20 protein-coding genes and 2 pseudogenes are annotated in these 21,875 nt (G+C 44.4%); 11 read left to right on the top strand and 11 right to left on the bottom strand.

Going from position 1 to position 21,875, the window contains the following annotated elements:
• The 3 genes from M0C34_RS01840 to M0C34_RS01850 form a co-directional block, all read right to left on the bottom strand.
• Positions 1-450 (bottom strand): GGDEF domain-containing protein, encoded by a 450-nt coding sequence (locus M0C34_RS01840; RefSeq protein WP_248713970.1) that lies wholly within the window; start codon positions 448-450, stop codon positions 1-3.
• Complete coding sequence (locus tag M0C34_RS01845; protein ID WP_248713971.1) at positions 425-922, bottom strand: PAS domain S-box protein; 498 nt, start codon at positions 920-922, stop codon at positions 425-427. Before M0C34_RS01845 ends, M0C34_RS01840 begins: the two co-directional genes overlap by 26 nt.
• A 341-nt stretch (positions 923-1,263) precedes the next feature.
• Positions 1,264-1,689: a helix-turn-helix domain-containing protein gene (locus M0C34_RS01850; protein WP_248713972.1), complete on the bottom strand. Its 426-nt coding sequence runs from the start codon at positions 1,687-1,689 to the stop codon at positions 1,264-1,266.
• Between the two features lie 99 nt (positions 1,690-1,788).
• Between M0C34_RS01850 and M0C34_RS01855 the strand changes: the two genes are divergently transcribed.
• Positions 1,789-2,244, top strand: a complete 456-nt coding sequence (locus M0C34_RS01855) for a PACE efflux transporter (RefSeq protein WP_248713973.1) — start codon at positions 1,789-1,791, stop codon at positions 2,242-2,244.
• Here the strand turns inward: M0C34_RS01855 and M0C34_RS01860 are convergent.
• The 4 genes from M0C34_RS01860 to M0C34_RS01875 form a co-directional block, all read right to left on the bottom strand.
• Positions 2,233-2,763 (bottom strand): NUDIX hydrolase, encoded by a 531-nt coding sequence (locus tag M0C34_RS01860; protein ID WP_248713974.1) that lies wholly within the window; start codon positions 2,761-2,763, stop codon positions 2,233-2,235. The two genes, M0C34_RS01855 and M0C34_RS01860, sit on opposite strands and share 12 nt — an antisense overlap.
• 148 nt (positions 2,764-2,911) lie before the next feature.
• On the bottom strand, positions 2,912-4,126 hold the full coding sequence (locus M0C34_RS01865; RefSeq protein ID WP_248713975.1) for a M24 family metallopeptidase: 1,215 nt from the start codon (positions 4,124-4,126) through the stop codon (positions 2,912-2,914).
• Positions 4,127-4,247: 121 nt separating this feature from the next.
• On the bottom strand, positions 4,248-5,381 hold the full coding sequence (locus M0C34_RS01870) for a GGDEF domain-containing protein (protein WP_248713976.1): 1,134 nt from the start codon (positions 5,379-5,381) through the stop codon (positions 4,248-4,250).
• A 189-nt stretch (positions 5,382-5,570) separates the two neighbouring features.
• Positions 5,571-6,836, bottom strand: a complete 1,266-nt coding sequence (locus tag M0C34_RS01875) for an esterase-like activity of phytase family protein (RefSeq protein WP_248713977.1) — start codon at positions 6,834-6,836, stop codon at positions 5,571-5,573.
• A 232-nt stretch (positions 6,837-7,068) separates the two neighbouring features.
• Between M0C34_RS01875 and M0C34_RS01880 the strand changes: the two genes are divergently transcribed.
• Positions 7,069-9,096, top strand: coding sequence for a methyl-accepting chemotaxis protein (locus tag M0C34_RS01880; RefSeq protein WP_248713978.1), 2,028 nt, complete (start codon positions 7,069-7,071; stop codon positions 9,094-9,096).
• A gap of 53 nt (positions 9,097-9,149) precedes the next feature.
• Positions 9,150-10,655: a Ppx/GppA phosphatase family protein gene (locus tag M0C34_RS01885; protein WP_248713979.1), complete on the top strand. Its 1,506-nt coding sequence runs from the start codon at positions 9,150-9,152 to the stop codon at positions 10,653-10,655.
• 49 nt (positions 10,656-10,704) lie between these two features.
• Here M0C34_RS01885 and M0C34_RS01890 read toward each other — a convergent pair whose 3' ends face one another.
• Complete coding sequence (locus tag M0C34_RS01890) at positions 10,705-11,907, bottom strand: ammonium transporter (RefSeq protein WP_248713980.1); 1,203 nt, start codon at positions 11,905-11,907, stop codon at positions 10,705-10,707.
• 434 nt (positions 11,908-12,341) lie between these two features.
• Between M0C34_RS01890 and M0C34_RS01895 the strand changes: the two genes are divergently transcribed.
• From M0C34_RS01895 to M0C34_RS01925, 7 genes and pseudogenes are all read left to right on the top strand, one after another.
• Positions 12,342-12,665, top strand: coding sequence for a putative signal transducing protein (locus tag M0C34_RS01895; protein ID WP_248713981.1), 324 nt, complete (start codon positions 12,342-12,344; stop codon positions 12,663-12,665).
• A 173-nt stretch (positions 12,666-12,838) separates the two neighbouring features.
• A pseudogene (locus M0C34_RS01900) lies at positions 12,839-13,432 on the top strand (flagellin); the annotation flags it as partial.
• 71 nt (positions 13,433-13,503) lie between these two features.
• A complete protein-coding gene (locus tag M0C34_RS01905) occupies positions 13,504-13,749 on the top strand; it encodes a YecH family metal-binding protein (RefSeq protein WP_248713983.1) in 246 nt (81 codons plus the stop codon).
• A gap of 341 nt (positions 13,750-14,090) precedes the next feature.
• The gene (locus tag M0C34_RS01910) at positions 14,091-15,710 is read left to right on the top strand and encodes a methyl-accepting chemotaxis protein (RefSeq protein ID WP_248713984.1); all 1,620 of its coding nucleotides are present in this window, start codon (positions 14,091-14,093) and stop codon (positions 15,708-15,710) included.
• Between the two features lie 28 nt (positions 15,711-15,738).
• Positions 15,739-16,938, top strand: a complete 1,200-nt coding sequence (locus M0C34_RS01915) for a hypothetical protein (protein ID WP_248713985.1) — start codon at positions 15,739-15,741, stop codon at positions 16,936-16,938.
• 9 nt (positions 16,939-16,947) lie between these two features.
• Positions 16,948-17,358, top strand: coding sequence for a phosphate ABC transporter substrate-binding protein (locus tag M0C34_RS01920; RefSeq protein ID WP_248713986.1), 411 nt, complete (start codon positions 16,948-16,950; stop codon positions 17,356-17,358).
• Between the two features lie 90 nt (positions 17,359-17,448).
• Entirely contained in the window at positions 17,449-18,039 is a 591-nt protein-coding gene (locus tag M0C34_RS01925) for a YhgN family NAAT transporter (RefSeq protein ID WP_248713987.1), read from the top strand.
• 30 nt (positions 18,040-18,069) lie between these two features.
• On the opposite strand, the gene M0C34_RS01930 is transcribed toward M0C34_RS01925, so the two are convergent.
• Genes M0C34_RS01930 through rsmD form a run of 3 tightly spaced genes read right to left on the bottom strand, consistent with a single transcriptional unit; the run spans position 18,070 to position 20,252 of the window.
• Positions 18,070-19,362 (bottom strand): BamA/TamA family outer membrane protein, encoded by a 1,293-nt coding sequence (locus tag M0C34_RS01930; RefSeq protein ID WP_248713988.1) that lies wholly within the window; start codon positions 19,360-19,362, stop codon positions 18,070-18,072.
• Positions 19,359-19,625: a DUF1145 domain-containing protein gene (locus M0C34_RS01935; protein WP_248713989.1), complete on the bottom strand. Its 267-nt coding sequence runs from the start codon at positions 19,623-19,625 to the stop codon at positions 19,359-19,361. Before M0C34_RS01935 ends, M0C34_RS01930 begins: the two co-directional genes overlap by 4 nt.
• A 12-nt stretch (positions 19,626-19,637) precedes the next feature.
• On the bottom strand, positions 19,638-20,252 hold the full coding sequence (rsmD, locus tag M0C34_RS01940; RefSeq protein WP_248713990.1) for a 16S rRNA (guanine(966)-N(2))-methyltransferase RsmD: 615 nt from the start codon (positions 20,250-20,252) through the stop codon (positions 19,638-19,640).
• A 104-nt stretch (positions 20,253-20,356) separates the two neighbouring features.
• Between rsmD and ftsY the strand changes: the two are divergent.
• A pseudogene (ftsY, locus tag M0C34_RS01945) lies at positions 20,357-21,873 on the top strand (signal recognition particle-docking protein FtsY).
• Positions 21,874-21,875: the final 2 nt, after the last annotated feature.

Here is a 21,875-nt window from a genome sequence, read left to right on the forward strand (position 1 = left end):
TTATTCATTATAAACCACAACTCTATTTCTTCCCCTCCTTTTAGCTTGGTACATCGCTTTGTCTGAGCGAATAAGCACATATTTGCACTGTTCATCGCTGATTTCGAGTTGCGATACGCCAATGCTGATCGTTGCATTAATGACGTGGTCATCTACTTCACAAGGAGTATTATCAATACTTAGCCTTAATCTATTGGCAACATCCTGCGCTCTATGGATATCAGTATTGTTGAGAATTATACCAAACTCTTCACCGCCTATTCGGCCAAAAATATCGACTTCTCTAAGCTCTAAATGACATAACTTGGTGACGTGCTGAATGACAATATCGCCATCTTGATGGCCGAGTTTGTCATTAACGGCTTTGAAATGGTCGATATCTAACATCAAAAAAGCGGTATCGGTTCTGTATCGTTGATAAGACTTAAGCGATAAGGACAGTTGCGCCATAAAAGCACGACGATTTAAGATCCCCCGTTAACGCGTCAGTTTCTGATAGCTCTTTTAATTTTATTTCCATGTAGTGCTTATCAGTTACATTTCTTGCTGTCCAGATGACAACTCTTTTTCCGTCATCCATCACGAAAGGTTTGATTATGCCTTCAATCCATAAATCTTGATGTTGCTCAGAGCCGAAGGGTAAATCCTGTAAGTGTTGGCTGTTGAAGTGGTATTTAACTGTTTGGCTTTGATTGCTATCGAGAGTTTTAGTGATGAATTGGTGAAATTGACTTGCCATATCGGCTGGCATGACATCAAACAGAGTGCGCCCAATGTACTCTTTACAATCTGAACCGACCTTGTTCTCTTGGCCGCCAAACACACTCAAATATTCCCCTTGCTCTGAAAAGATAAAAACATGTTCAGGAAGAGAGTCCAAGATTCTGAAATATTGTTGGGATGATAAATTGCTATTGTTCATCTTTATATATCTCTAACAATGCTCGCTGTGACGGTTGTATGGCGCTCGCGATTTGACCGTGCCAAATAATGTTTATTTGTTTTCGCACAGCCTAAATTGATTAGATTGAAAACACTTGAATGTTCAGAGCAACTACTCTAATTCAGTGTAGCCATACTTTTGCGAAATAGCAGTAACAATGAGCTGAGAATGAGGGCTTGGTTGTTTATCGAGCAAGATGGTATTGAACCTATTACGATTCTGCCTAGTCGCGTTTGCGGAGCTTGAACCAAGATATATAGAAAGCGCTCTTACCCGTTCTATTGCTAACACCTACTTAACCCTGTGTACAGCACTTCAGGCTAGTTTTTACGCTGCTGTAGATATTGTTTAAACAACTTATGCACACCATGTAAAAACTCGATGTCATCGGGACGAGCGCCCAACATGTCATCGACAAAGGCGATACTACTGGCTGGTACCGGAGGGGCTTTTACCATGTCTCGCTCCATTTGACTTAACGGTAATAGATAGACAATGCTTAAGTCGAGGGCGTTGGCGATTTTAAATAGGTCTAGGCTGCTGAAGCTAGCGCTACCATCTCGATCAAGTTTGTTATACAAGGCGGTTTTAGAAATACCACTCAGTTTAGCCAGCTGATTTCTATTTAACGAGCAATAGGCTAACAAACTATCAATACGCTCTATTTGCATACTCCGAAATTCACGTTCGTTTATACCTTTAAATTCAAAGGTGCCAGTAGAGATGTTCTGAGAATTATCTTCCACTATGATTTCCTCAAATTAGGATTTCTAAGCTTGTTTCGTTCCAGTATAGGGAATGATTTGTTAATACAATAGCCTTATTGATGATTGTTGGAGAGACTTATGAGACAAACCGCTGATAGAGTTCGCCATGCCATCGGCTTCGAGCTAATTGGCTTGTTAGGCGCAATGCCATTGCTGAGTGTACTATTTGGTGTCGATCCAATGCATTCGGGCACGATGGGGTTGTTTTTCTCCTTGATTGCGACTGGCTGGAATTATTTCTATAACGTGTGGTTTGACCGTTATTTACAAAAGCGGCAGGGCCACGGTAATAAAACTCAGCGTCAACGTATTGCCCATGCATTAGGCTTTGAATTGGGTTTGTTAGTGACTACGATTCCACTAATGGCATGGTGGCTGGACGTTAGTTTGCTTAGTGCGCTGATTATGGACGCCGCTATGATCGTGTACTATCTGTTTTTCGCCTATCTGTACAACTTGGCTTATGACAAGCTATTCCCTATTGTTGGCGACAGCAAGCTGAACCAAAAAGTGGTATCTTGCTCAACTCAATAATCCGCTTAGTTTGGCGCGGCTATAACAAGCAATAGTTTTGGCATCGTTAATGGTTCCGTTAACGATGCCTTCTTCAAACTCTGTGCTGTTCATTGTCAATACTTCGATAAACTCATCTTCGTCACATTGGCCTGCTTGAGCTGTAAGCTGTTTGGCCACAAATAAGTATTGAATTTCATCACAAAAGCCTGGGGCGGGGTAGAGCTTACCTAAGTGGTGCCATTCGGCTGCTGCCATGTTGACTTCTTCTTGCAATTCACGCTTTGCGCAAGCCAGTATGCCTTGTTCAGATTGCTCATGGGCTTCAATGGTGCCCGCAGGTAACTCGAATAACCAATCTTTTATGGCACTGCGGTATTGGCGTTCCATAATGATATTGCCTTGCTGATCCACGGCTAAGATCACCACCGCTCCTGGGTGTTGTAAAGTGGTGATTGGCACTTGTCGTTGATCTGGTAGTTGCTGCAGTTGACGAACGACTTCAAAGCAATGCCATTTACATAGGGTTTGTTTTTCCACGATGATACTCCAAGTCTAGGCTGCTTTAGCTTACGTTAATTGTGTGAGGTTGTGGGGCTAAATTCAGTCTCACCCTAGATATTAGCCAGTTAGCTCAGTTTTCCCGTAAAACACCCGCCAGTTGGCGGGAGCTTAAGAATCGGCGTTTTTAGCTAACATGGTAGGCAAAGGGATCGTCGATGCTTGGGCTAGGCTGGGTAAACCATACAGGGCCATTGGCTCCAATATAAAAGTGGTCCTCTAAGCGAACCCCAAAATGTCCAGGTATAACCAGCATCGGCTCGTTACTGAATACCATTCCTTCAGCAAGCGGAGTATTGTCGCCAGCAACGAGGTAGGGCCCTTCGTGTATATCTAAGCCACAACCGTGGCCAGTGCGATGCGGAAGGCCAGGTAAGGCGTAATCAGGACCGTAGCCGTCAGCTTCTAATGAGCGACGAGCTGCAGCGTCTACACTGGCGCAGGTTTGGCCTATTTGGGCGGCCTCAAAGGCCGCTAGTTGAGCTTGTTGTTCGGAGGTCCAAGCTTGGCGTTGTTGTTCACTCGCTTCCCCGTAGGGGTAGCTGCGAGTAATGTCTGAGTTATAACCCTGCAACAAGCAACCCGTATCAATCAGTACCCAGTCATTTTCTTGGAGAATTTGTGGCTCTTTCACGCCATGAGGAAATGAGCTAGCCAAACCAAATAATACGATGCAAAAAGACGAACCACTTGCGCCTACCTGTTGGTGAGCCTGATTAATAAACTCGATGACTTCAGTCGTACTAATACCGGGGCGTAAAATTTTAGCGGCTGCTTTTTGCACTTCCATGGTCATGTCTTTGGCGCGTTGCATCAGAGCGATTTCGGCTGCTGATTTTTGCATGCGACAGGTTTGGGTGATCACATCGCCATTAATAAAATTTTGCTCTGGATTGGCCTTAATTAAGCCATCTACTAAGAAAAAACCTGCGCTGGGGTCTAGTGCTATATTGCCGCTTAGCTGCTGTTGATGGCATAACTGATTAAACAGCTGATAGGGGCTTTGGTGTTCTTGCCAGCCATGAAACGGGGCATCAATCAGCATAAAGTCTCTGAGAGAATTCTGTTCGAAGTGTGGTGCAATGTAATGCAATTGCCCGTTCGCGCAAAGTAATGCGCCCACCATCCGTTCACTAGCGCTCCATTTTAAGCCTGTGAAGTAATATAAATTAGTCCCCGCATTCAGATAGATAGCCGCTATATCTTGCTGCTTCATCAATTGACAGGCTTTGTGTTGACGCTGCTGATATTCACTTACGGATATACTAGCAATATTGCTACACATGTTACTGAGCTTGGCGAGTTGCTCGCTGGCACTACTTCCACCTACACCTATGGTCATGGCTATTCCTTGATTGCATGATTTGCTGAAATAGCAAGGCTATTCAGCGTTTGCTAGAGGTTAAGAATAAAATGACAGTAGGTAAAGTAGAAATTTAATTAGTTTCTGGTTGATTCTTTGGCTAACCAGATGCAGGGGCTTCAGATAGCCGATGTTGGCAAACTTTGTTACCGCCTTGGTTTTTAGCTTGGTACATGGCTTGGTCTGCGTATTTTATCAAATCGGATATATCAGGTTTATCAATACTGCTTGCTACGCCAAAGCTTGCGCTCATGAATAGCTGACCTTTTGGCGTGGGTAAACCCTGTTGGTTAAGCTGAATACGGATCCGGTTAGCCAGCATATAGGCTTGTTCTACATTTGCCTCATTGAGTGCAATCACAAACTCTTCTCCGCCAAAACGACCAAATAAATCACCGACTCGAAGGTTGCTTAAGGCTATGTGGGAAAAATGCATTAAGGCTTTATCGCCACTGTCATGACCGTAAAGATCGTTAATCGATTTAAACCGATCAAGGTCGATAAAGATAACCGTGACCTCTTTGCCAGAGAATTTAGCCCGCGTGGTTAGCTTAGTTAATTGCTGAATGAAGTAATTTCTGCGCATAGCGCCGGTGATGTCGTAATTGGCCAGTTGTTCCAATTGAATAATCTGCCGCCAATGCAATAAAAAAAAGAATACATAGGTTTGTAGTGCAGAACCTATGAATAAAGCGAGCGAGAGTAAGGCTGGAACCCCCAGCAGTAAACCTTGATGTTCAGGAGTGCCTTGCAGCGTAATATGCGCTCGAATGACTAAACAGCTGGCAAAAAACAGATATAGGCTAATCACTAACCATATGGCATGAGTTCGTTGTTGTCGCCAGTAGCGAAAATATAAGTAGGCACTATATAAACAGCATAAGGCGATAGACACCGAGAACACTACCGCGCGATATTTTACCGAGGGTTCTAGCATGATGTAATAAAACATTACCATGCAATACAGTGCCAACATGGCTCCGAACACGCTTCGATTAAAACTCAACTTCAAGTAATGATGATGCCCGGCTAAGATCAGTAAGAATGAACCAACAAACAGACCGTTTTGGATAAGTAGTGTCGTTGCTGTGGCTTGTTCAAACAATAGTAGGCACAGTAAACCAAATACCTGTGCGTAGCAGGCTGCAATCCAGCAATCTAAGGCGGCTTGTTTTCCATGGAAATAGCGAATAAGAGTCAGTACCACTGCAGAAACCACAGTGACAGAAGTCATTAGAATAAAATATGTGAGTCCATCAACAAATATCAAATTAGCCTATTTCCTTATTTCTACCACCTTAGTGTAGAGGGCTGTGCCAATTTGATAAAGTGAAATAGGAAACTGCAGAGTGATTTTGTTATATAGCTAGAGTTTGGTCAATATTATAGGGCAAGAATCGGCTCACCCTTCAATATTGAAATTCTAGTTTAATGGTATGAAATATAAAGTGTTTTGGTCTGTGCGTTGGGTTGCGGGAAGTGTTTTTTGGATGACCTGTTCGCCTTTGGCTGCTATGGCAAAATCGTCATCGTTAAGGACCGCCAGTTGCTTATTCGCTCTTAACCATAGCCCTTCTAGTTTATCGTGTGGATAGGGTCTTGGCATATCAACTAATAGGTCGTAAATCAGAGTTTTCTCAAGGGGTTTAATTTTGTGCGTAGATAGCGCTTGCCAGCTCATTTGTTCTAATGTTTTACCTGCAAACATCAATCCGTGTTTGGCACTGACATTTCCACTTACATCGGTAGCTTGGCTGATATCTATTTGATAAATACGCTTGTATTTGGCTTGTTTATTACCTTGTGCTCCGGCAAACCCGCCATCACGCTCGATGACCAAAAACTGGTTTTGCGTGAGCGCGACTATCTCAGAATTGGATAAGCCATTCGCTTGTTGTTGATACAAAAACTGCCTTGTTTTTCCACTTTCAATATCAAAACTAACCAGTCGCGTGAGTTGGTGATTGGTGATGGCTTCTTTACTTGGGTTGTACAAGGTAGATTGCATTATGCCAAACAAGGTTGTTTCATCAGGGCTAATGGCTAAGCCTTCCATGCCGCGATTAGCTCGCCGATAGGCGAATACGGCAGGCAGTTTACGCCCACCGGTGCCCGTACCAAATGGGTTGATGCGCTCTAATTCAATTCCTTCGGCGCTGTAATGCACAAGATGTGGTCCGTATTCATCACTGACCCAAAAGCTGCCATCTCTTAGGGCGACTAAACCTTCACTGTCTAAACCATAAGGGTCGGCTTTGAGCAATGACTTATCACTGGCATAAGCCACTTCGCCAGTATCGCCCATACCTTTAGGATTAGGCAGGCCCGAGATAGGCTGACCTTGTGGATCTTTAAGCAAAATCTGCTTTACTTGAATAACTTGATCATCGCGATAAGCAAATAGGCCAATGCGAGGCGTGAAGTCAGGCACAGGGAATATTTTACCTTTTCCAGCGGGGCCTTGATATTTGGCATTAGGGCCTCGGTCGGTGAGAGCGTAGAAGTGGTCATGGAGTGTAGGGTGAGCGGTCATTGCTGAACCATAACCGCCGATCCGTATTTCAGTGCCATTTTCAAGGTTTACTAACACCTGATATGGCAATACAGCGGGTTTTATTACTTGTTTAGCTAATATTTGCGGGCTGCTTAACAGCAGCGCCGTTAAGCAGCAAATTAGTCGTGCCGTCATGTTTTTTACCTTGCTATAATGTTTTAGAAAAAAATTATATAAACATCAGGTTAATCTTTTATTACGCTTTTATTCGCGCAAGTATTGAGTTGAAAAGCCAAATCTAATAATGGCTTAGGGCTTATTGGTGTGCGGGAACTCGCACAATAAATACTAAAAAAGATAATCAACAAAAACCTTACTAGGATTACTAGTGAGCTTATTCGCGAGCTTTTGGGAAAGGAAGCAAGGCATGTTGGGAAATAAAATCAATCAAATCTCAGTGGTTCATCGGCTATACATCGGGTTTGCGGTGCTCACCTTAGTGATCGCAATGGGAGGCGGAGGCGCTCTCCTGTTAGCCCAGCAAGTCAATACTAGTTTTTCAACCTTAACGGAGCAGAGTGCAAAAACGCAGCTGCTGGCCAACGAGGTGGGCAGCCAGGCTTTACGCGCCGGTATACAGTTATTGAGCGTTCAAAATGCCGGAGATCTAGACAGCTTACAAGTGATTAAGGGACAAGCTGAAGTGGCGTTGCAATCATTAGATAGCAGAGTTGAAGAGCTTAGTTCACATGCCAGTGCTTACAATATTCAAGGCTTAACACAGAACTTAAGCGAAGTAGAACAGGTAGAAAATACCCTTACCTCTCAAGGGCTGCAGTTAGCAGCATTACAAACCAGTTACTTGCAGCAAGATCAAAAAGTGCGCGATGACCTTAGTCAGTTCTTGTTTCGACTTTCTGATTTAAAACGCATCGTGACTAAAGTGACCGCACCAAGCGCTGCCGATGATACTTACATCGAAGACATTCTCACCTTGGTGATGGAGCGTTTTGGACTGATGGAGTTTTTACTTTCTAATATGGTGAATACTCGAGATCCATTAAAAGTTACTGATTTAGTTAAGAAAATACAATATAACAATAAAGTGTTCAATGACGATTTTAGTTCACTGATTGATGAGGTTGAAGCATTGGCTGACCCTCAGATTGGTGAGCTAGTTGCAGAATTTAATCGTCAGGTTAACGATCCTACTGGCATTGTTGAACGCTATGTAAGTAGCCAACAAACCATTGCTAGTATCACTCAGCTGACCGGTGAGATAAATATTCAACTGACTGAGTTGGACCAAATCGTGACAAAGATTGTTAATTTAGCTAACCAGCAAAGCGCTGAGGCTAGTGAACAAGGCCAAACACTGATAGTTAATGCCCGCTCAATCACCGCGATAGTGGTCCCATTGGTGATTATTTTTGCTATTGCCGTGGCTTATTGGCTAGCGAGTTTAATCCGTAAACCTTTGGCGCATACCCAAGGACAAATCTTACGTCTGGCAGAAGGTGATTACAGCCAAACGATGCAAGGTCAGTATAGTGGCGAATTTGCCGTATTGGTGGCGGCGATTAACCGAATGATTGAGCAAGCACGTGAAGTGTTTAGCCAAATCCAGCATGCAGCGCAGCAACTGAGCGATGTTTCAGAGAAAAATAGTGAAGCGTCAAGTGTTGTTAAAACCAAATTAGATAAACAAACCGCTGAATTAAGCAGTGTGGCCACTGCGGTTACCGAAATGGAGTCGGCCATTAAAGAAGTGGCCTCTAACACTGAAAGCAGCCGTGAGTTATCGATGTCGGTTGAAAGCAATATCGATATGGGACAGCGGGTGATGAACCAAAATATCGAGATGATCGATAGTTTAGATGACGCCTTACAAAGTACATCGGGACAAGTTGATAAGCTGGCGGACGCTAGCAAACAAATTGGCTCTATTATTGAGGTGATTGACGGCATTGCCAATAAAACCAATTTACTTGCCTTAAACGCAGCGATCGAAGCTGCAAGGGCCGGTGAACAAGGCCGTGGTTTTGCGGTAGTTGCAGATGAAGTGCGTAGTTTAGCCAGTCAAACCACTCAAAGCACTGAATCAGTTCGCACCATGATTACTACCTTACAAAGCGAGTCTAGTCAGGTTTTTGATGCGATGGCGGCCAGTCGTGAGCAAATGAGTCAGTCAAAAGAGCTGGCAGAGAAATCGCGAGAATCCATTATGACCATTCGCGGTGAAATGACACAAATGCGTGAAATGACCGACCAAATCAGTGTCGCCGCGCAAGAGCAACATCATGTCGCTAGTGAAGTAACCCGTAATGTAAACGTCATTGCTGAGGTTGCCGAAGATAACTTTGAGCAAATTGAAAAAGTGGCTCAGTCTAGCGAAGCTTTACAACAACAGGTTAATGACATCGAAACTATGTTAAAACGCTTTATATTGAAGTAAATTAGAGAGCCTTTTAGCTCAGTCTTTTGCGAATTTTTCGCTGAGGTTAGTTTATGTTCAATTTATCGCGTTTGTTGAGCCCCAAAACTCAACAACTTGCGGCACTTGATTTAGGAAGCAATAGTTTTCATTTAATTATTGCTGATTGGGAAGACGGCGAGTTAAAAGTTCGCGATAAAGTGAAAGAAATGGTTCGCTTAGGTTGGGGCTTACAAGACGATGGCAGTTTAGATGCTGCCGCGTGGAATAGAGCTCAAGCTTGTTTGGAGCGCTTTGGTGAACGCTTACGCGAGTTTAAACCCGGCAGTGTTCGGGTTGTTGGCACCAAAACCTTGCGAAGTATTATTGATGCGGACGTATTTTTACAGGCCGCTGAGCAACGTTTAGGCCATCCGGTCGAGGTGATTTCTGGGGAAGAAGAGGCCCGCTTAATTTACCTAGGCGTGGCGCATTATATGGCTCCAACCAATGGGCCTCGTATGGTGGTAGATATTGGCGGAGGTAGCACCGAAGTCACACTGGGCGAAGGCATGGAAATTAAGCTTAAACAAAGCTTAGACATGGGCTGTGTCTCGATTACCAAACGTTTTTTCAAAAGTGGTCGCGTGACTAAAAATCGCTTGTTGAAAGCCAGCACTTATTGCTCTCAAGAGTTGTTACCGGTTGTCGATGATTTTATTGATCATTCGTGGAACGAATGTTTGGGAGCTTCCGGCACCATAAAAGCGGTGGCTAAAGTGTGCATAGAGAATAAATTTTGTGCCGCTGAAATTGAGCTTGCTGGTTTAGACGCTATCATAGAACGCTACTTAGAAGCGGGTGAGTGTAACCTTCCTTTTAAAGGTTTATCAGAAGAGCGTCAGCCAGTATTTTTAGGTGGCGTTATCGTATTGCATTCTTTGTTTAAAAATTTGCACATCCAAAAGATGCATGCCGCCGAGTCAGCGCTGCGCGAAGGCTTATTGTATGAACTTAAAGGCCGCTTAGAGCATACCGATATTAGACCTGCCAGTGTGCAGCGCTTGTCAGAGCGTTATCATGTTGATTCTCAGTTTAGTGGGCGTGTCGATGATACTTGCCAGTTACTGCTTAATCAGGTTGCCGAAACTTGGCAACTTGATGAAACAGAAACCGCACAGTTACTCAAGTGGGCTTCAATGCTATTTTTAGTGGGCTTAGATGTGGCCCATAGCGATTACCACAAACATGGTGCATATATTGTAGGGAACGTTGACCTTGCCGGTTTTTCGCGGATAGAACAACAGCAGCTGGCCGCTTTAGTATTAGCCCACCGTCGTAGTTTCCCCGCTAAGCATTTTCCGCTGGAGAATACTGATTTATTGAAAGCCTGTTTGATGCTTCGCTTATCGGTAATCTTTAATCGTGGTAAACGTCGCCAAGGCTTACCCGAGCTGCAATTTAGAGCGGCTGGGCAACAAATGAGTTTGTTGTTGGATCAACAGTGGTTGCAAAATAATCCGCTAACGCGCGCCGACCTAGAAAATGAACAGCAATACCTTGCGCAGATCGATTACAAACTTGATGTCATTGAGCTTTAGGGGGATGAAGAGAAGCCGCCCTAGCTAACTAGGGCGGCTTTGAGACAGATTAGCGGTCTTTGTTAGTCGCGCTAATTTTGTGAATAGCCAAATCTGCGCCGTGATACTCATCTTCTTCAGACAATCTTAAGCCGGCGACTTTATCGACTAAGGTGTAAACAATAAAACCACCCACCAAAGCAACAATAATACCGGCAAGGCTACCAATGATTTGACTGATTAGTGACACGCCGCCTAATCCGCCTAAGGCTTGGCTGCCAAAGATACCTGCAGCAACACCGCCCCATACACCACATAAACCATGTAGCGGCCATACACCTAGTACATCATCTAAGTGTGAATGCTGTTGTAACCAAGTAAATACCCAAACAAACAATGCACCAGCAACGCCACCGGTAACTAAGGCGCCGATAGGGTGCATTAAATCAGAACCCGCACATACTGCGACTAAGCCAGCTAAGGGACCGTTATGAACAAACCCTGGGTCATTTTTACCTAACAGCAAAGCAACAATAGTGCCTCCAACCATGGCCATTAAGGTATTCACGGCGACTAAACCGCTTATTCCGTCCATGGTTTGTGCCGACATAACGTTAAAGCCGAACCAGCCTACGGTAAGAACCCACGCGCCTAAGGCCAAAAATGGAATATTTGAAGGCGCAAATGCTACGCCAGGTTTTCTGCCTTTACGTGCGCCAAGAACTTTAATGGCGACTAAGGCTAACCACCCCCCCATAGCATGAACCACCACTGAACCAGCAAAATCATGGAAAGCGGCGCCAAACTGCGCTTCTAACCAAGCTTGAAAGCCAAAGTTTCCATTCCAAATAATGCCTTCGAAGAAAGGATAGACCAAACCAACAATCAGAGATGAAGCCACTAAGAAGGGATAAAACTTACCGCGCTCTGCGATACCACCTGAAACAATAGCGGGGATGGCAGCGGCAAATGTGAGTAGGAAGAAGAACTTAACTAACTCGTAACCATTACCTTCGGTTAATACCTCGGCACTATTAAAGAAATGATTACCATAAGCGAGGTAATACCCAATAAGGAAATAAGCAACGCCCGAGAATGCAAAATCAGTGATGATTTTTACTAAAGCATTAACTTGGTTTTTATGACGAACGGTTCCTACCTCTAAAAAGGCAAAGCCGGCATGCATTGCTAGTACCATTATAGCGCCTAGCAAAATGAATAAAGTGTTCGCGCTTTGTGACAGAACGTCGATAGCGGCACTAATATTATCCATTAAATCTACTCCTGATTAGTTCTTCAAATATTGGTTTGCGCCAAAATTAAGCAATTATTAGGCCTGGTATTAAATTTTTTACATAAAGAAGCACTAAGTTGATGCATTTTATGGCTTTTAACTGACTGATAACGTGTGGTTTACACATTTTTGTATTGTTTTGGTGCGAATATACTGATGGTTTTTTATAGAGGTGCATTAAAATGGTGCGCAACTGTCTCACATTGGTGCTTGTTGGTGGGTGAGCTGAAAAGTACCGAGCAGTGAGAAAAGGGGGGGAATAACGCTGCGTGTTGAACCACCAGTTTACACTTAATAATTGATATGCGCGGTAATTAGCATCATTTGAAAGTTTTTTGCCACAGATGGTGGTCTAGTATTATATCAATAGATAGTTGCAGATACTTCACTCGCTTTACAAAGGATGACGGTCGATGGATCAATGGTTTGCATTTTACAGCGCGTCTAATTTACTGGAGGCGAAGTTACTTCAGGGCATGTTGATAAAACTAGGGATTGAAAGTCGCTTAGAGGGTGAGTTTTCAATGGCTGCAGTGGGTGAGTTGCCAGTAGACTGTTTTCAAGTCACCCTTGTGGTGACGTTAACCAATTGGGAGCGGGCTAAGCAAGCAGTTATTGATTATGAAAAAGACAGCCAACAAGAGTGGTTTTGCAAACACTGTGGGGAATCTAATCCCGGTAGCTTTGAATACTGCTGGGCGTGTCACGATCACGAGACGACTAAGTGCGCTATTTGATGATGAAGTTTTTGCTAATGAGTGTTATGCTTAAATTATATACAGCTAGGATGGCTATACTCGTAAACGTTTGTTGAGGATAACTCATGCCAATCAGTCAAGTATCCAGCTCAGTCGCGCCGTCAGATTTCTATCTAGAACAGGCTAAAAAGCGCCAAGAAGAGCAAGATGAAAAACTCGCATCAGGTAAGAAAATAAATTCTGCTGCGGACGATCCTGCCGGTTTGCAAATATCAAACCGCCTAACCACCGGGATCAGTGAACAAGAAGCCTATGCTAATATTTATCAGAATCAAGTTAGCATCAATAATATTGAGTCGGCGCAATTGCAAGGCACCACTGATTTACTACAACAAAATCAAGCCTTGGCGGTTCAAAGTGGTAATGGAATTTATAACTCCGATGATATTGCCGCTTTGCAAGCACAAGTCGATGCAAATACTGCCGCCATTCCTAATGCTGCGGAGTTAGGCGTTGATAACGTGGATGTGTCTGACCCTGCAGCGGCTCAAGCAGCCTTGCAAGGGGCACAGCAAACCACCGACTCAAGTCAAGCGCAGTTGGGGGCTCAGAGTAACGCAGCTGAATCTGCTTATCGCTCGACTCAAGCGGCCATAGAAGCGCAAAGCGCCGCTCGTTCACGTATTCTTGATACAAATTATGCGCAATCGACGTCTCAGCAAGCGCAAAATGATGCGGTGCTGCAAAGCTCCATTCAGTCTTACCAGCAGCAGTTGGCATCTAAGAATATCGAGAAGCTTATATAGCTTTGTTCTACCGCAAGTAATCAACGGCGTGACACTGTTAAAGTGAACGCCGTTTTTTTATGGAGGTTACAATGAGTCAGTCGATTCATGGGCATCAAGTGATGCAATTGATGTTGGAGAAAGGTGGTAGTTTTAGCTCGGCATCGCTAGAAAAGCTAATGAAACAGACTTTTGGTGAGCAAAGCGAATACCATACTTGCAGCAAGAAAGGTATGAACGCACAGGAGCTTATTGTATTCCTCGCGGAACGCGGAAAATTTGTTGAAGCTAATCAGGGCTTCAATACCTGCGAATCAAAAATTTGTTCTCATAAATAGAGCGTCTTCGCTCACAAGGGCTGCTTTGTCAGCCCCATTCTATCCCTATAACTGTCATTGCCCCCACTTGCTGTCGATCACGCTTTATGGTGTTTAGTTAACGCTTGCTTAACATTTCTTTCATCCCCTCAGTTTAAACGTCTACAATTGAATTTAAGCTCAGCGTAAACGCTTGCTAGCCATGCGAACGCTTAATCTAATTAACGTTTCTGATAATAGTCAAACGTATGTTTTAATTGTTAAGTTGTTTATTTAGCAATAATTTATCTAACCGTTAAACATTTGCGTAATAGTGACGATAACTAAGATATCGATATTTGTAATCACATGGAGTGGTATTAATGGATTTGGCAAGGCGTCTAAAAATAAGCCATAAGATCGGGATTTTGGCGACAATTGCGGTAGTAGGTTTTGCACTCTATCTTATCAATAACATTCTCGTTCAGCAGCAGAGTCAATTCAGCATTGAGCAAATTAGAGACCAGTTTTTTCCCGCGTTAGATACAGCAACCGTAGCCCAAAACACCCTATATAACATAGACCAGTTATTACAAACTGCGGTGACAACCGGTGAAGAAGAGTCATTGGAAAGTGCCGATCTGCAGCGGCAGTTGCTTAGCGATAAACTGAATCAGTTGCTCCAAATTCTACCCAGTGCTCAACAAGATGTTCAGCAACTGAAAAACTTATTGGATAGTTACTATGGGCAAGCCCGTTCTATTGCTTTGAGTTTAGTTGACGGAAGCGCCGATTTTTCCACTTTGCCGGCTCAAGCTGAGCGTTCTGCTGCCATTCTCCAAGAGCTTACTGACGGTATTGCTACCCTACGCGCGAATACCGAGCAGGCATTTAATCAAACTATCGACTCAACGATTAGTAGCTCAAAATCTGCTGTTACTACCGGTATCATGCTGGGTGTGGCAACCATTGTTGTGGTGATTTTTGTTAGCATTATGACCACCCGTAGCATTGTCAATTCGATTGCTCAGGTGACCTCTTCGTTGCGAGAAATCGCCGAGGGTGAAGGTGATCTAACCGTAAGAGTGGATTACGACGGAAAAGATGAAATCGCCACCTTGGTACATTGGTTTAATCAGTTTATCGGCAAAATGCAGATCAGCATAGCGACCACCACTGAAACGGTTCAGGCCCTTCAAGACGTATCTACACGCTTAATGGAGACCAGTAAACACACCGCTTCAAGCATTGAGTCTCAAAATCACTCTGTTGAAGCGGTGAGTTCAGCAATTCAGGAGATGACAAGCAGTGTTCATCATATTGCCGATTTTGCCTCACAAGCTTCTGAAGAAGCCTCTTCGGCGAATAGTACCGCACAAGAAGGCAGTCAGGTGGTAGAAAATACCATCTCTGTGATTAACGATTTAGCTGAAGAAGTGAATAATACCTCTAAGGCGATAAACCAGCTTGAGTCTTATACCAGTAACGTTGGTGTTATTTTAGATGCGATTCGCGGTATTGCTGAGCAAACAAATTTACTTGCCTTGAATGCGGCCATTGAGGCGGCGAGGGCCGGCGAGCAAGGCCGTGGTTTTGCGGTGGTTGCCGATGAAGTGCGTACACTTGCATCACGCACTCAAGATTCAACACAAGAAATTCAACAGGTATTGGAAGAGCTTCAAAAGGGGTCCGGTTCGGCGGTAGAAGCCATGAATCGAGGGATTGAACAAGCAGGCTTAAGTGTTGAGCAATCGGCTCAGGCAGGAAAGTCCTTGTTAGATATCACTGGCAAGGTTGAGTCTATTCATGCGGTAAATGAACAGATAGCGGCAGCCACAGAGCAGCAAACCCAAACCTCCGACTTAATTCACGGCAGTGTTAACGACATTCAACAGATATCTATCGCGGTGGCGCAAAGTTCTAGTGAAATAGACAAGGTCAGCGAAGATGTACGACAAGTAACTCAACGTTTAAGTGAAGTTATTAGTCAGTTTAAAGTGTAATAAAAACAATAATAGAAAGGAGAGCCCCATGGATTTAAGGGCGTGGCAAGCGTTGCCAATTTGCATATTGAGTAGCGCAGTAATGGCAAATGAAGCACTAGACAAACGAGTGGAACAACTCGAGCAAGAAGTGCAAGTATTACGTCAACAGAATCAAGATAATGCTTGGGATAGAATCAGTTTTAATGGTTTCTACAGTGTCGGCATTAACCAGTCTAATAATAACTTGGGTTATGCTGGCTCATCTGATGAATATGATTTCAATAATCTTACTTTGGTTGGTTTACAAGGTGATTTTGCCTTAGCTGACAGTACCAGTGTAACCGTTCAGTTGGTGGCTCGTGGTGAAGATGATTTTAGCCCAGAGGTAGAATGGGCCTACCTAAAACACACTTTTGACAATTACATCACAGTGCGCGGCGGTAAACTTCGCTTACCCATGTATATGTACTCAGATTACCTAGAAGTAGGCTATGCCCAACCTTGGGCACGCCCACCAGAAGAAGTATATAGCTTTGTACCGTTTAACTCTTTTGTTGGGGTAGATGGTAGTTACGACTTCGAGTTTGATAATTCCACCTTAACCTTGCAAGGTTTTTGGGGGCAATCAGAAGAGGGCGGCACCAACTACGATGATATTCTAGGGGCTAATTTAACTTGGGTTGTAGATGACTTCACTGTTCGTGCAGTTTATGGTCAAACCAAAATTACTGTGTCGTCAAGCAATCAGCCTGATGCTCAAGTCATTAGCGAAAAGAACAAGTCTGATTTCTTAGGTGCTGGTTTTAGCTACGACAACGGTAGCTTATTAGTCGTATCTGAAGTGACTCGCGCCACGGTAGAAGGTCAGTACTCAGATGTGGATTCTGGCTATCTAACTTTAGGGTACCGTTTTGGTAAAGCGATGCCTTATGGCACGGTTGCTGGAATGAAGACTCAAGATGACGATGAGCGTGATGGCCAGTTTGTTTGTTTAGCCGATTGCGCCAGTGGTGCGCCAACCTTAGCTCCTACTTCTATGTTTTATAATGGTAAGCGCAGTTCTTATTCTTTAGGCCTACGTTACGATTTGTTATCTAACTTAGCGGTTAAATTTGATGCGACTTATGTGAACGGCTTTGGCGATACTAACGGTTTGTTAGCGAGCAAAGTTGCAGGGGCCTTGGCGGGTCAAGAAACACCTGATGACACTATGGTTTACAGCATTGTATTTGACGGCGTATTTTAGGAGGGAGTCATGAAAAACTTATTATTGGCTCTTTGTTTGAGCGCATTTAGTCTTAGTTGCTTGGCTGCTCCGGTAGTGATTGCTAACCCTGCAGGCCCTGATGCTTTATCAAAAGCTGAAGTGAAAAAACTGTTTTTAGGTAAATTGAAAAAATTGCCTAATGGTAAAGCTCCGGTCGTTATCGAATATAATGAAGGTGATCCTTTACGGGTTGCTTTTCATGACGTAGCGACCGGTAAAAGTGAAGCACAGCTACAAGCCTATTGGTCTAAGTTGATCTTTACCGGTAAAGCCAAACCGCCAAAAACGGCGGCCTCGGCCTCGGTTGCGGTATCAGAAGTGGCAGGTAATGCAGACGCGATTGCTTACGTAGACGAAGCGGATGTCACCGATGCGGTTAAAGTCGTCTTTACACCGTAAATAAAGCTAAGCTTGAGAGGAGTCAGGGTGTTATGCTCTGGCTCTTTTTTATACCTCAGATAAAGTTATCGTTAATTAGAGTATTAGCCAATGGATATGTTGTCAGCAGCGGTGATGTTGTTTTTGATTATGGATCCGCTAGGAAACATGCCGGTGTTTCTCAGCATGATAAAACACCTCGATCCTAAACGCAGACGAATCGTTTTACTGCGAGAGTTAGTGTTTGCTTTAAGTGTTATGTTTGCTTTTTTGTTTGCCGGTGAGCAAATTCTTGGCTTTTTAAACTTACGCCAAGAAGCGGTGAGCATTGCCGGCGGTGTTATCTTATTTTTGATAGCATTAAAAATGATTTTTCCTCAGCCGGGTGGAGTGGCAGGCTTAGCCGCCGGTGAAGAGCCTTTTTTAGTACCTATGGCTATTCCAATGATTGCTGGTCCATCGGTGTTAGCCTCATTAATGCTGTTAGCCAACCAAGATAGCAGCCGAATGCTAGATTGGTCTTTGGCGCTACTAATTGCTTGGGGCATTAGTGTGGTGATCTTCTTATTTAGCGGGGTGCTTTTAAAACTGCTGGGTGAGAAAGGTTTAAAAGCCATGGAGCGTTTAATGGGCATGTTACTGATTATGCTGGCAGTGCAAATGTTTCTCGATGGTATTGCAGATTATTGGCAATCCTTATAATTCGCAATCACATTGACCAAGTAAACATCATTAATAGGGGTGGTTAATGCCAAGGCGGAACACGCTGTCGTCGCCACTGGTAGCGAAGTCGCCCCGTAATACTATGCCTTCCATCATCACTCTTATACTGCCTCCAACACTGTATTTCATATCGCTGTGCAGTGTTGCTAGGTTGTATTCATCGGCCACTCGGCCTATTTCCGCAAATGCCACCCAGTACCAAGCAGGTACGTTGAACCAGTTAACAATAGGGACTTTGGGAAGTGGATTCCAATTGGGGGTAAAGCGGTACTCGGCCGAATAATAAATCATCGAGCGGTCGTGATATCGGGCTGTTTCATAACCTTTGAGCCGGTCCATTCCGCCCAAGCGGGAGCCTGCAAACCACGCCGGACGATGGTATTGTTGCTCACCATTATTAAAAGAGCTGTGGTTCCAAGTTGGTGTATCTGAGGTCGCCATGCCAAATGCCAATACTTGGCTTTGCGCCCAAGAGGCTTGTGGAAGGCGAATATATTTGGAGGCTGAAAATTCCCAGGTGGTCCAAGAGGCACGCTCTGCTCCTCCCCAATCACGAGTGATGTTCAAACGTTGGCGACTGCCTGCGGTGGGGTTTTGGTGAAAGTTACGATTGTCATACTCTAACTCTAGGGTTAAACCTGCCGAGGTATTGGCGTCTTGCAGTTGATTGTATTCACCTACATCTTGCTTCCAATAATAGGGCTCTAGCTGGATAATCGTGCGTCCACTAGTGAGCGGGTTCCACTCTTTTGCACCCGCTTCATACCCTGATACTACTTCACCGCGGCGTATTTTAAAGGTGTGTACGGGTGAATCTTTCCCATGGCCTAAAGGCAACAAATAGCGAAATCTAAAACGGTACTCTTGACCTTTAGAGTGGGTATATACGCGGTTGTTTTGGCTGGAATCATTACTACCCGCATGCTCACCGACATAGTCGTCGTTACCGTTTATATATTGTGGGTCGCGGGTGAAATTGGTTTGGTACAAAGTAGTATCAAAAAATATTCTGTTGGCAAAGGGAAGTTGGTAGTCGCCACTGTACAGAAAGCCCATCCAGCTGTTGTTGCTGGTGACCATTGCGGTAGCAACGAGGCTTGAGCTTTCTTGGATATGTCCCGCGGCACCCACTCCTACACCCACTCCCCATTCTAAGTTTTCGGTGTAAAATGCATAAGGTAACACTTGGGTCCAAGCGCCGCTGCGTTGATGTTTGGCATCGTCAAGCACTGTAACACTCATCGCCATACTCGGTAAGCTGATGAAGCAACAACTGGCTAAGAACAGTTGACCTAACTTCAAGAGGACTTTCCTGTCATACGTTTATGTATTTGCCACATGGCAAAAAAACCAAATAGCAATATTTGCAAATTGTCGCCTTTTTTTAATACCCCAGCCTCCATCAGTGTACCGCGAATCGCTAACAGCTGTACGCCATGTAACAACAATAAAAACATGCCGACTAAAGGCAGGATCCAGTTATAAGGTGGCAAGAAAATAACTGGGCTAACTAGCATGGCAAGCCACATTAATACCATGAAAATTTTACCTATAGTGATAAACATAGTGCGGTGCTCTTAACTTGATTGGAATAGACGATAACTAACTTGACCTGCTTGTTTGCTTTTTATACAGGTCCAATTAGCGGGGAATTGTGGTTCAAGGGCTTCGTTTTCAAACTCAATATAAACTAAAGCATCAGGCTTTAACCAGCCACGCTGATTGAGCAAATCGCAGCTGGGGATCAGTAAATCACAGCGAAATGGTGGATCAATAAACACGATATCATAAGCTTCGCTTGGTCGTTGTTTAAGCCATTGTAAGGCGTCTGTATTGACTAAGTTAGCTTGCTCGCTCGACACATTGAGTAGTTGTAAATTGGCTTTTAACTGTTTAGTTGCCAGAGCATCTTTTTCAATAAAAGTGGTAAAACTGGCAAAGCGCGATAAGGCTTCAAAACCGAGACTGCCGCTGCCTGCAAACAAATCCAAGCAATGGCTATTGTGTAAGTAGGGGCTTAGCCAATTAAATACGGTTTCTTTTACGCGATCGGTTGTGGGGCGTAAACCTTCGCTATTCAGTACTTTAAGTTTACGACCTCGCCATTGGCCTGCGATTATTCGCACTTGGCCACTGCCGTTGCTTGATTTGTTGCTTTGATTTGAATGTTTTCTTGAGGAAAGCCGTGCCATTTACTTAGACCATTGAGAAACTGTGATAAAATCCGATCAATATTGACTGGACGTTGGCATTGTAACAGCCAACTTCGTTTACTGGTAAAAAAGGTTTTGCAGTAATGGCAAAAAAGAAAGGCCTATTTTCTTGGTTTGGCCGAAAAAAAGACGACGAGCAACAAACAACAGCATCTCCCGCAGAAGAGCATCAGTTAGCAGAACAGCAAGCCCAAGCTGAGCGTGAAGCCCAAGCTGAGCGAGAAGCCCAAGCTGAGCGAGAAGCCCAAGCTGAGCGAGAAGCCCAAGCTGAGCGAGAAGCCCAAGCTGAGCGAGAAGCCCAAGCCGAGCGTGAAGCCCAAGCTGAGCGAGAAGCCCAAGCTGAGCGAGAAGCCCAAGCTGAGCGAGAAGCCCAAGCTGAGCGAGAAGCCAAGCTGAGCGAGAAGCCCAAGCTGAGCGAGAAGCCCAAGCTGAGCGAGAAGCCCAAGCTGAGCGAGAAGCCCAAGCTGAGCGAGAAGCCCAAGCTGAGCGAGAAGCCCAAGCTGAGCGAGAAGCCCAAGCTGAGCGAGAAGCCCAAGCTGAGCGAGAAGCGCAAGCTGAGCGAGAAGCCCAAGCCGAGCGTGAAGCGCAAGCTGAGCGAGAAGCTCAAGCCGAGCGTGATGCCGCCCTTGAAGCAAACTCATCAATCTCTGAAGCTGCCGAGCCAGTTAAAAAAATGGGCTTGTTTGCTCGCTTAAAAGCGGGTCTAAAACGTACCCGTAAAAACTTTGGCTGGGGCTTTTTCTCGTTGTTTAAAGGTCGAAAGATCGATGACGAGCTGTTTGAAGAACTGGAAGAACAGTTACTGGTCGCAGACGTAGGCGTAGATACCACCCTAAAAATCATTGAACAGCTCACTGGGCATGTAAAACGCAGTCAGTTACAAGAAGCCGAAACGCTCTACGACCAGTTGAAACTAGACATGACAGAAATGCTCAAAACGGTTGAAGCGCCGATTGATTTAGACAGTAGCGAAGGCCCGTTTGTTATTTTGATGGTGGGAGTTAATGGTGTGGGTAAAACAACCACCATTGGCAAATTGGCTAAACAATATCAAAGCCAAGGTAAATCAGTGATGTTGGCTGCCGGCGATACCTTTAGGGCGGCCGCAGTTGAACAATTACAAGTTTGGGGTGAGCGTAATAAAATTCCTGTGATAGCCCAACACACTGGGGCTGACAGCGCATCGGTAATTTTCGATGCATTTCAAGCAGCTAAGTCACGAAACGTAGATGTATTGATTGCCGATACTGCTGGTCGATTGCAAAATAAAGCGCATTTGATGGAAGAGTTGAAAAAAATTGTTCGGGTGATGAAAAAGCTCGACGATGCAGCGCCTCATGAGATCATGCTAACTATTGATGCTAGCACTGGGCAAAACGCCATTAGCCAAGCCAACTTATTTAACCAAGCCGTTGGTTTAAGCGGGTTAACCTTAACCAAGCTTGACGGCACGGCTAAAGGCGGGGTTATTTTTGCTTTGGCTGATAAGTTCTCTTTACCTATCCGCTATATTGGGGTTGGCGAAGGGATCGATGATTTACGAGAGTTTGAAGCACAACCCTTTGTTGATGCTCTATTTAGTCGCGAAGAGAGCGAGTAAGC

The sequence above is a fragment of the Agarivorans sp. TSD2052 genome, assembly GCF_023238625.1.
Taxonomy (GTDB): domain Bacteria; phylum Pseudomonadota; class Gammaproteobacteria; order Enterobacterales; family Celerinatantimonadaceae; genus Agarivorans.

Bases quoted from the DNA above. Each gene is read 5' to 3' on its own strand.
- M0C34_RS01885 (WP_248713979.1), top strand. From the start codon at position 9,150: ATGTTCAATTTATCGCGTTTGTTGAGCCCCAAAACTCAACAACTTGCG.
- M0C34_RS01840 (WP_248713970.1), bottom strand. From the start codon at position 450: ATGGCGCAACTGTCCTTATCGCTTAAGTCTTATCAACGATACAGAACC.
- M0C34_RS01910 (WP_248713984.1), top strand. From the start codon at position 14,091: ATGGATTTGGCAAGGCGTCTAAAAATAAGCCATAAGATCGGGATTTTG.
- M0C34_RS01915 (WP_248713985.1), top strand. From the start codon at position 15,739: ATGGATTTAAGGGCGTGGCAAGCGTTGCCAATTTGCATATTGAGTAGC.
- M0C34_RS01865 (WP_248713975.1), bottom strand. From the start codon at position 4,126: ATGACCATAGGTGTAGGTGGAAGTAGTGCCAGCGAGCAACTCGCCAAG.
- M0C34_RS01935 (WP_248713989.1), bottom strand. From the start codon at position 19,625: ATGTTTATCACTATAGGTAAAATTTTCATGGTATTAATGTGGCTTGCC.
- M0C34_RS01845 (WP_248713971.1), bottom strand. From the start codon at position 922: ATGAACAATAGCAATTTATCATCCCAACAATATTTCAGAATCTTGGAC.
- M0C34_RS01905 (WP_248713983.1), top strand. From the start codon at position 13,504: ATGAGTCAGTCGATTCATGGGCATCAAGTGATGCAATTGATGTTGGAG.
- M0C34_RS01875 (WP_248713977.1), bottom strand. From the start codon at position 6,836: ATGACGGCACGACTAATTTGCTGCTTAACGGCGCTGCTGTTAAGCAGC.
- M0C34_RS01895 (WP_248713981.1), top strand. From the start codon at position 12,342: ATGGATCAATGGTTTGCATTTTACAGCGCGTCTAATTTACTGGAGGCG.
- M0C34_RS01855 (WP_248713973.1), top strand. From the start codon at position 1,789: ATGAGACAAACCGCTGATAGAGTTCGCCATGCCATCGGCTTCGAGCTA.
- M0C34_RS01890 (WP_248713980.1), bottom strand. From the start codon at position 11,907: ATGGATAATATTAGTGCCGCTATCGACGTTCTGTCACAAAGCGCGAAC.
- M0C34_RS01925 (WP_248713987.1), top strand. From the start codon at position 17,449: ATGGATATGTTGTCAGCAGCGGTGATGTTGTTTTTGATTATGGATCCG.
- rsmD (WP_248713990.1), bottom strand. From the start codon at position 20,252: ATGGCACGGCTTTCCTCAAGAAAACATTCAAATCAAAGCAACAAATCA.
- M0C34_RS01880 (WP_248713978.1), top strand. From the start codon at position 7,069: ATGTTGGGAAATAAAATCAATCAAATCTCAGTGGTTCATCGGCTATAC.
- M0C34_RS01870 (WP_248713976.1), bottom strand. From the start codon at position 5,381: ATGACTTCTGTCACTGTGGTTTCTGCAGTGGTACTGACTCTTATTCGC.
- M0C34_RS01920 (WP_248713986.1), top strand. From the start codon at position 16,948: ATGAAAAACTTATTATTGGCTCTTTGTTTGAGCGCATTTAGTCTTAGT.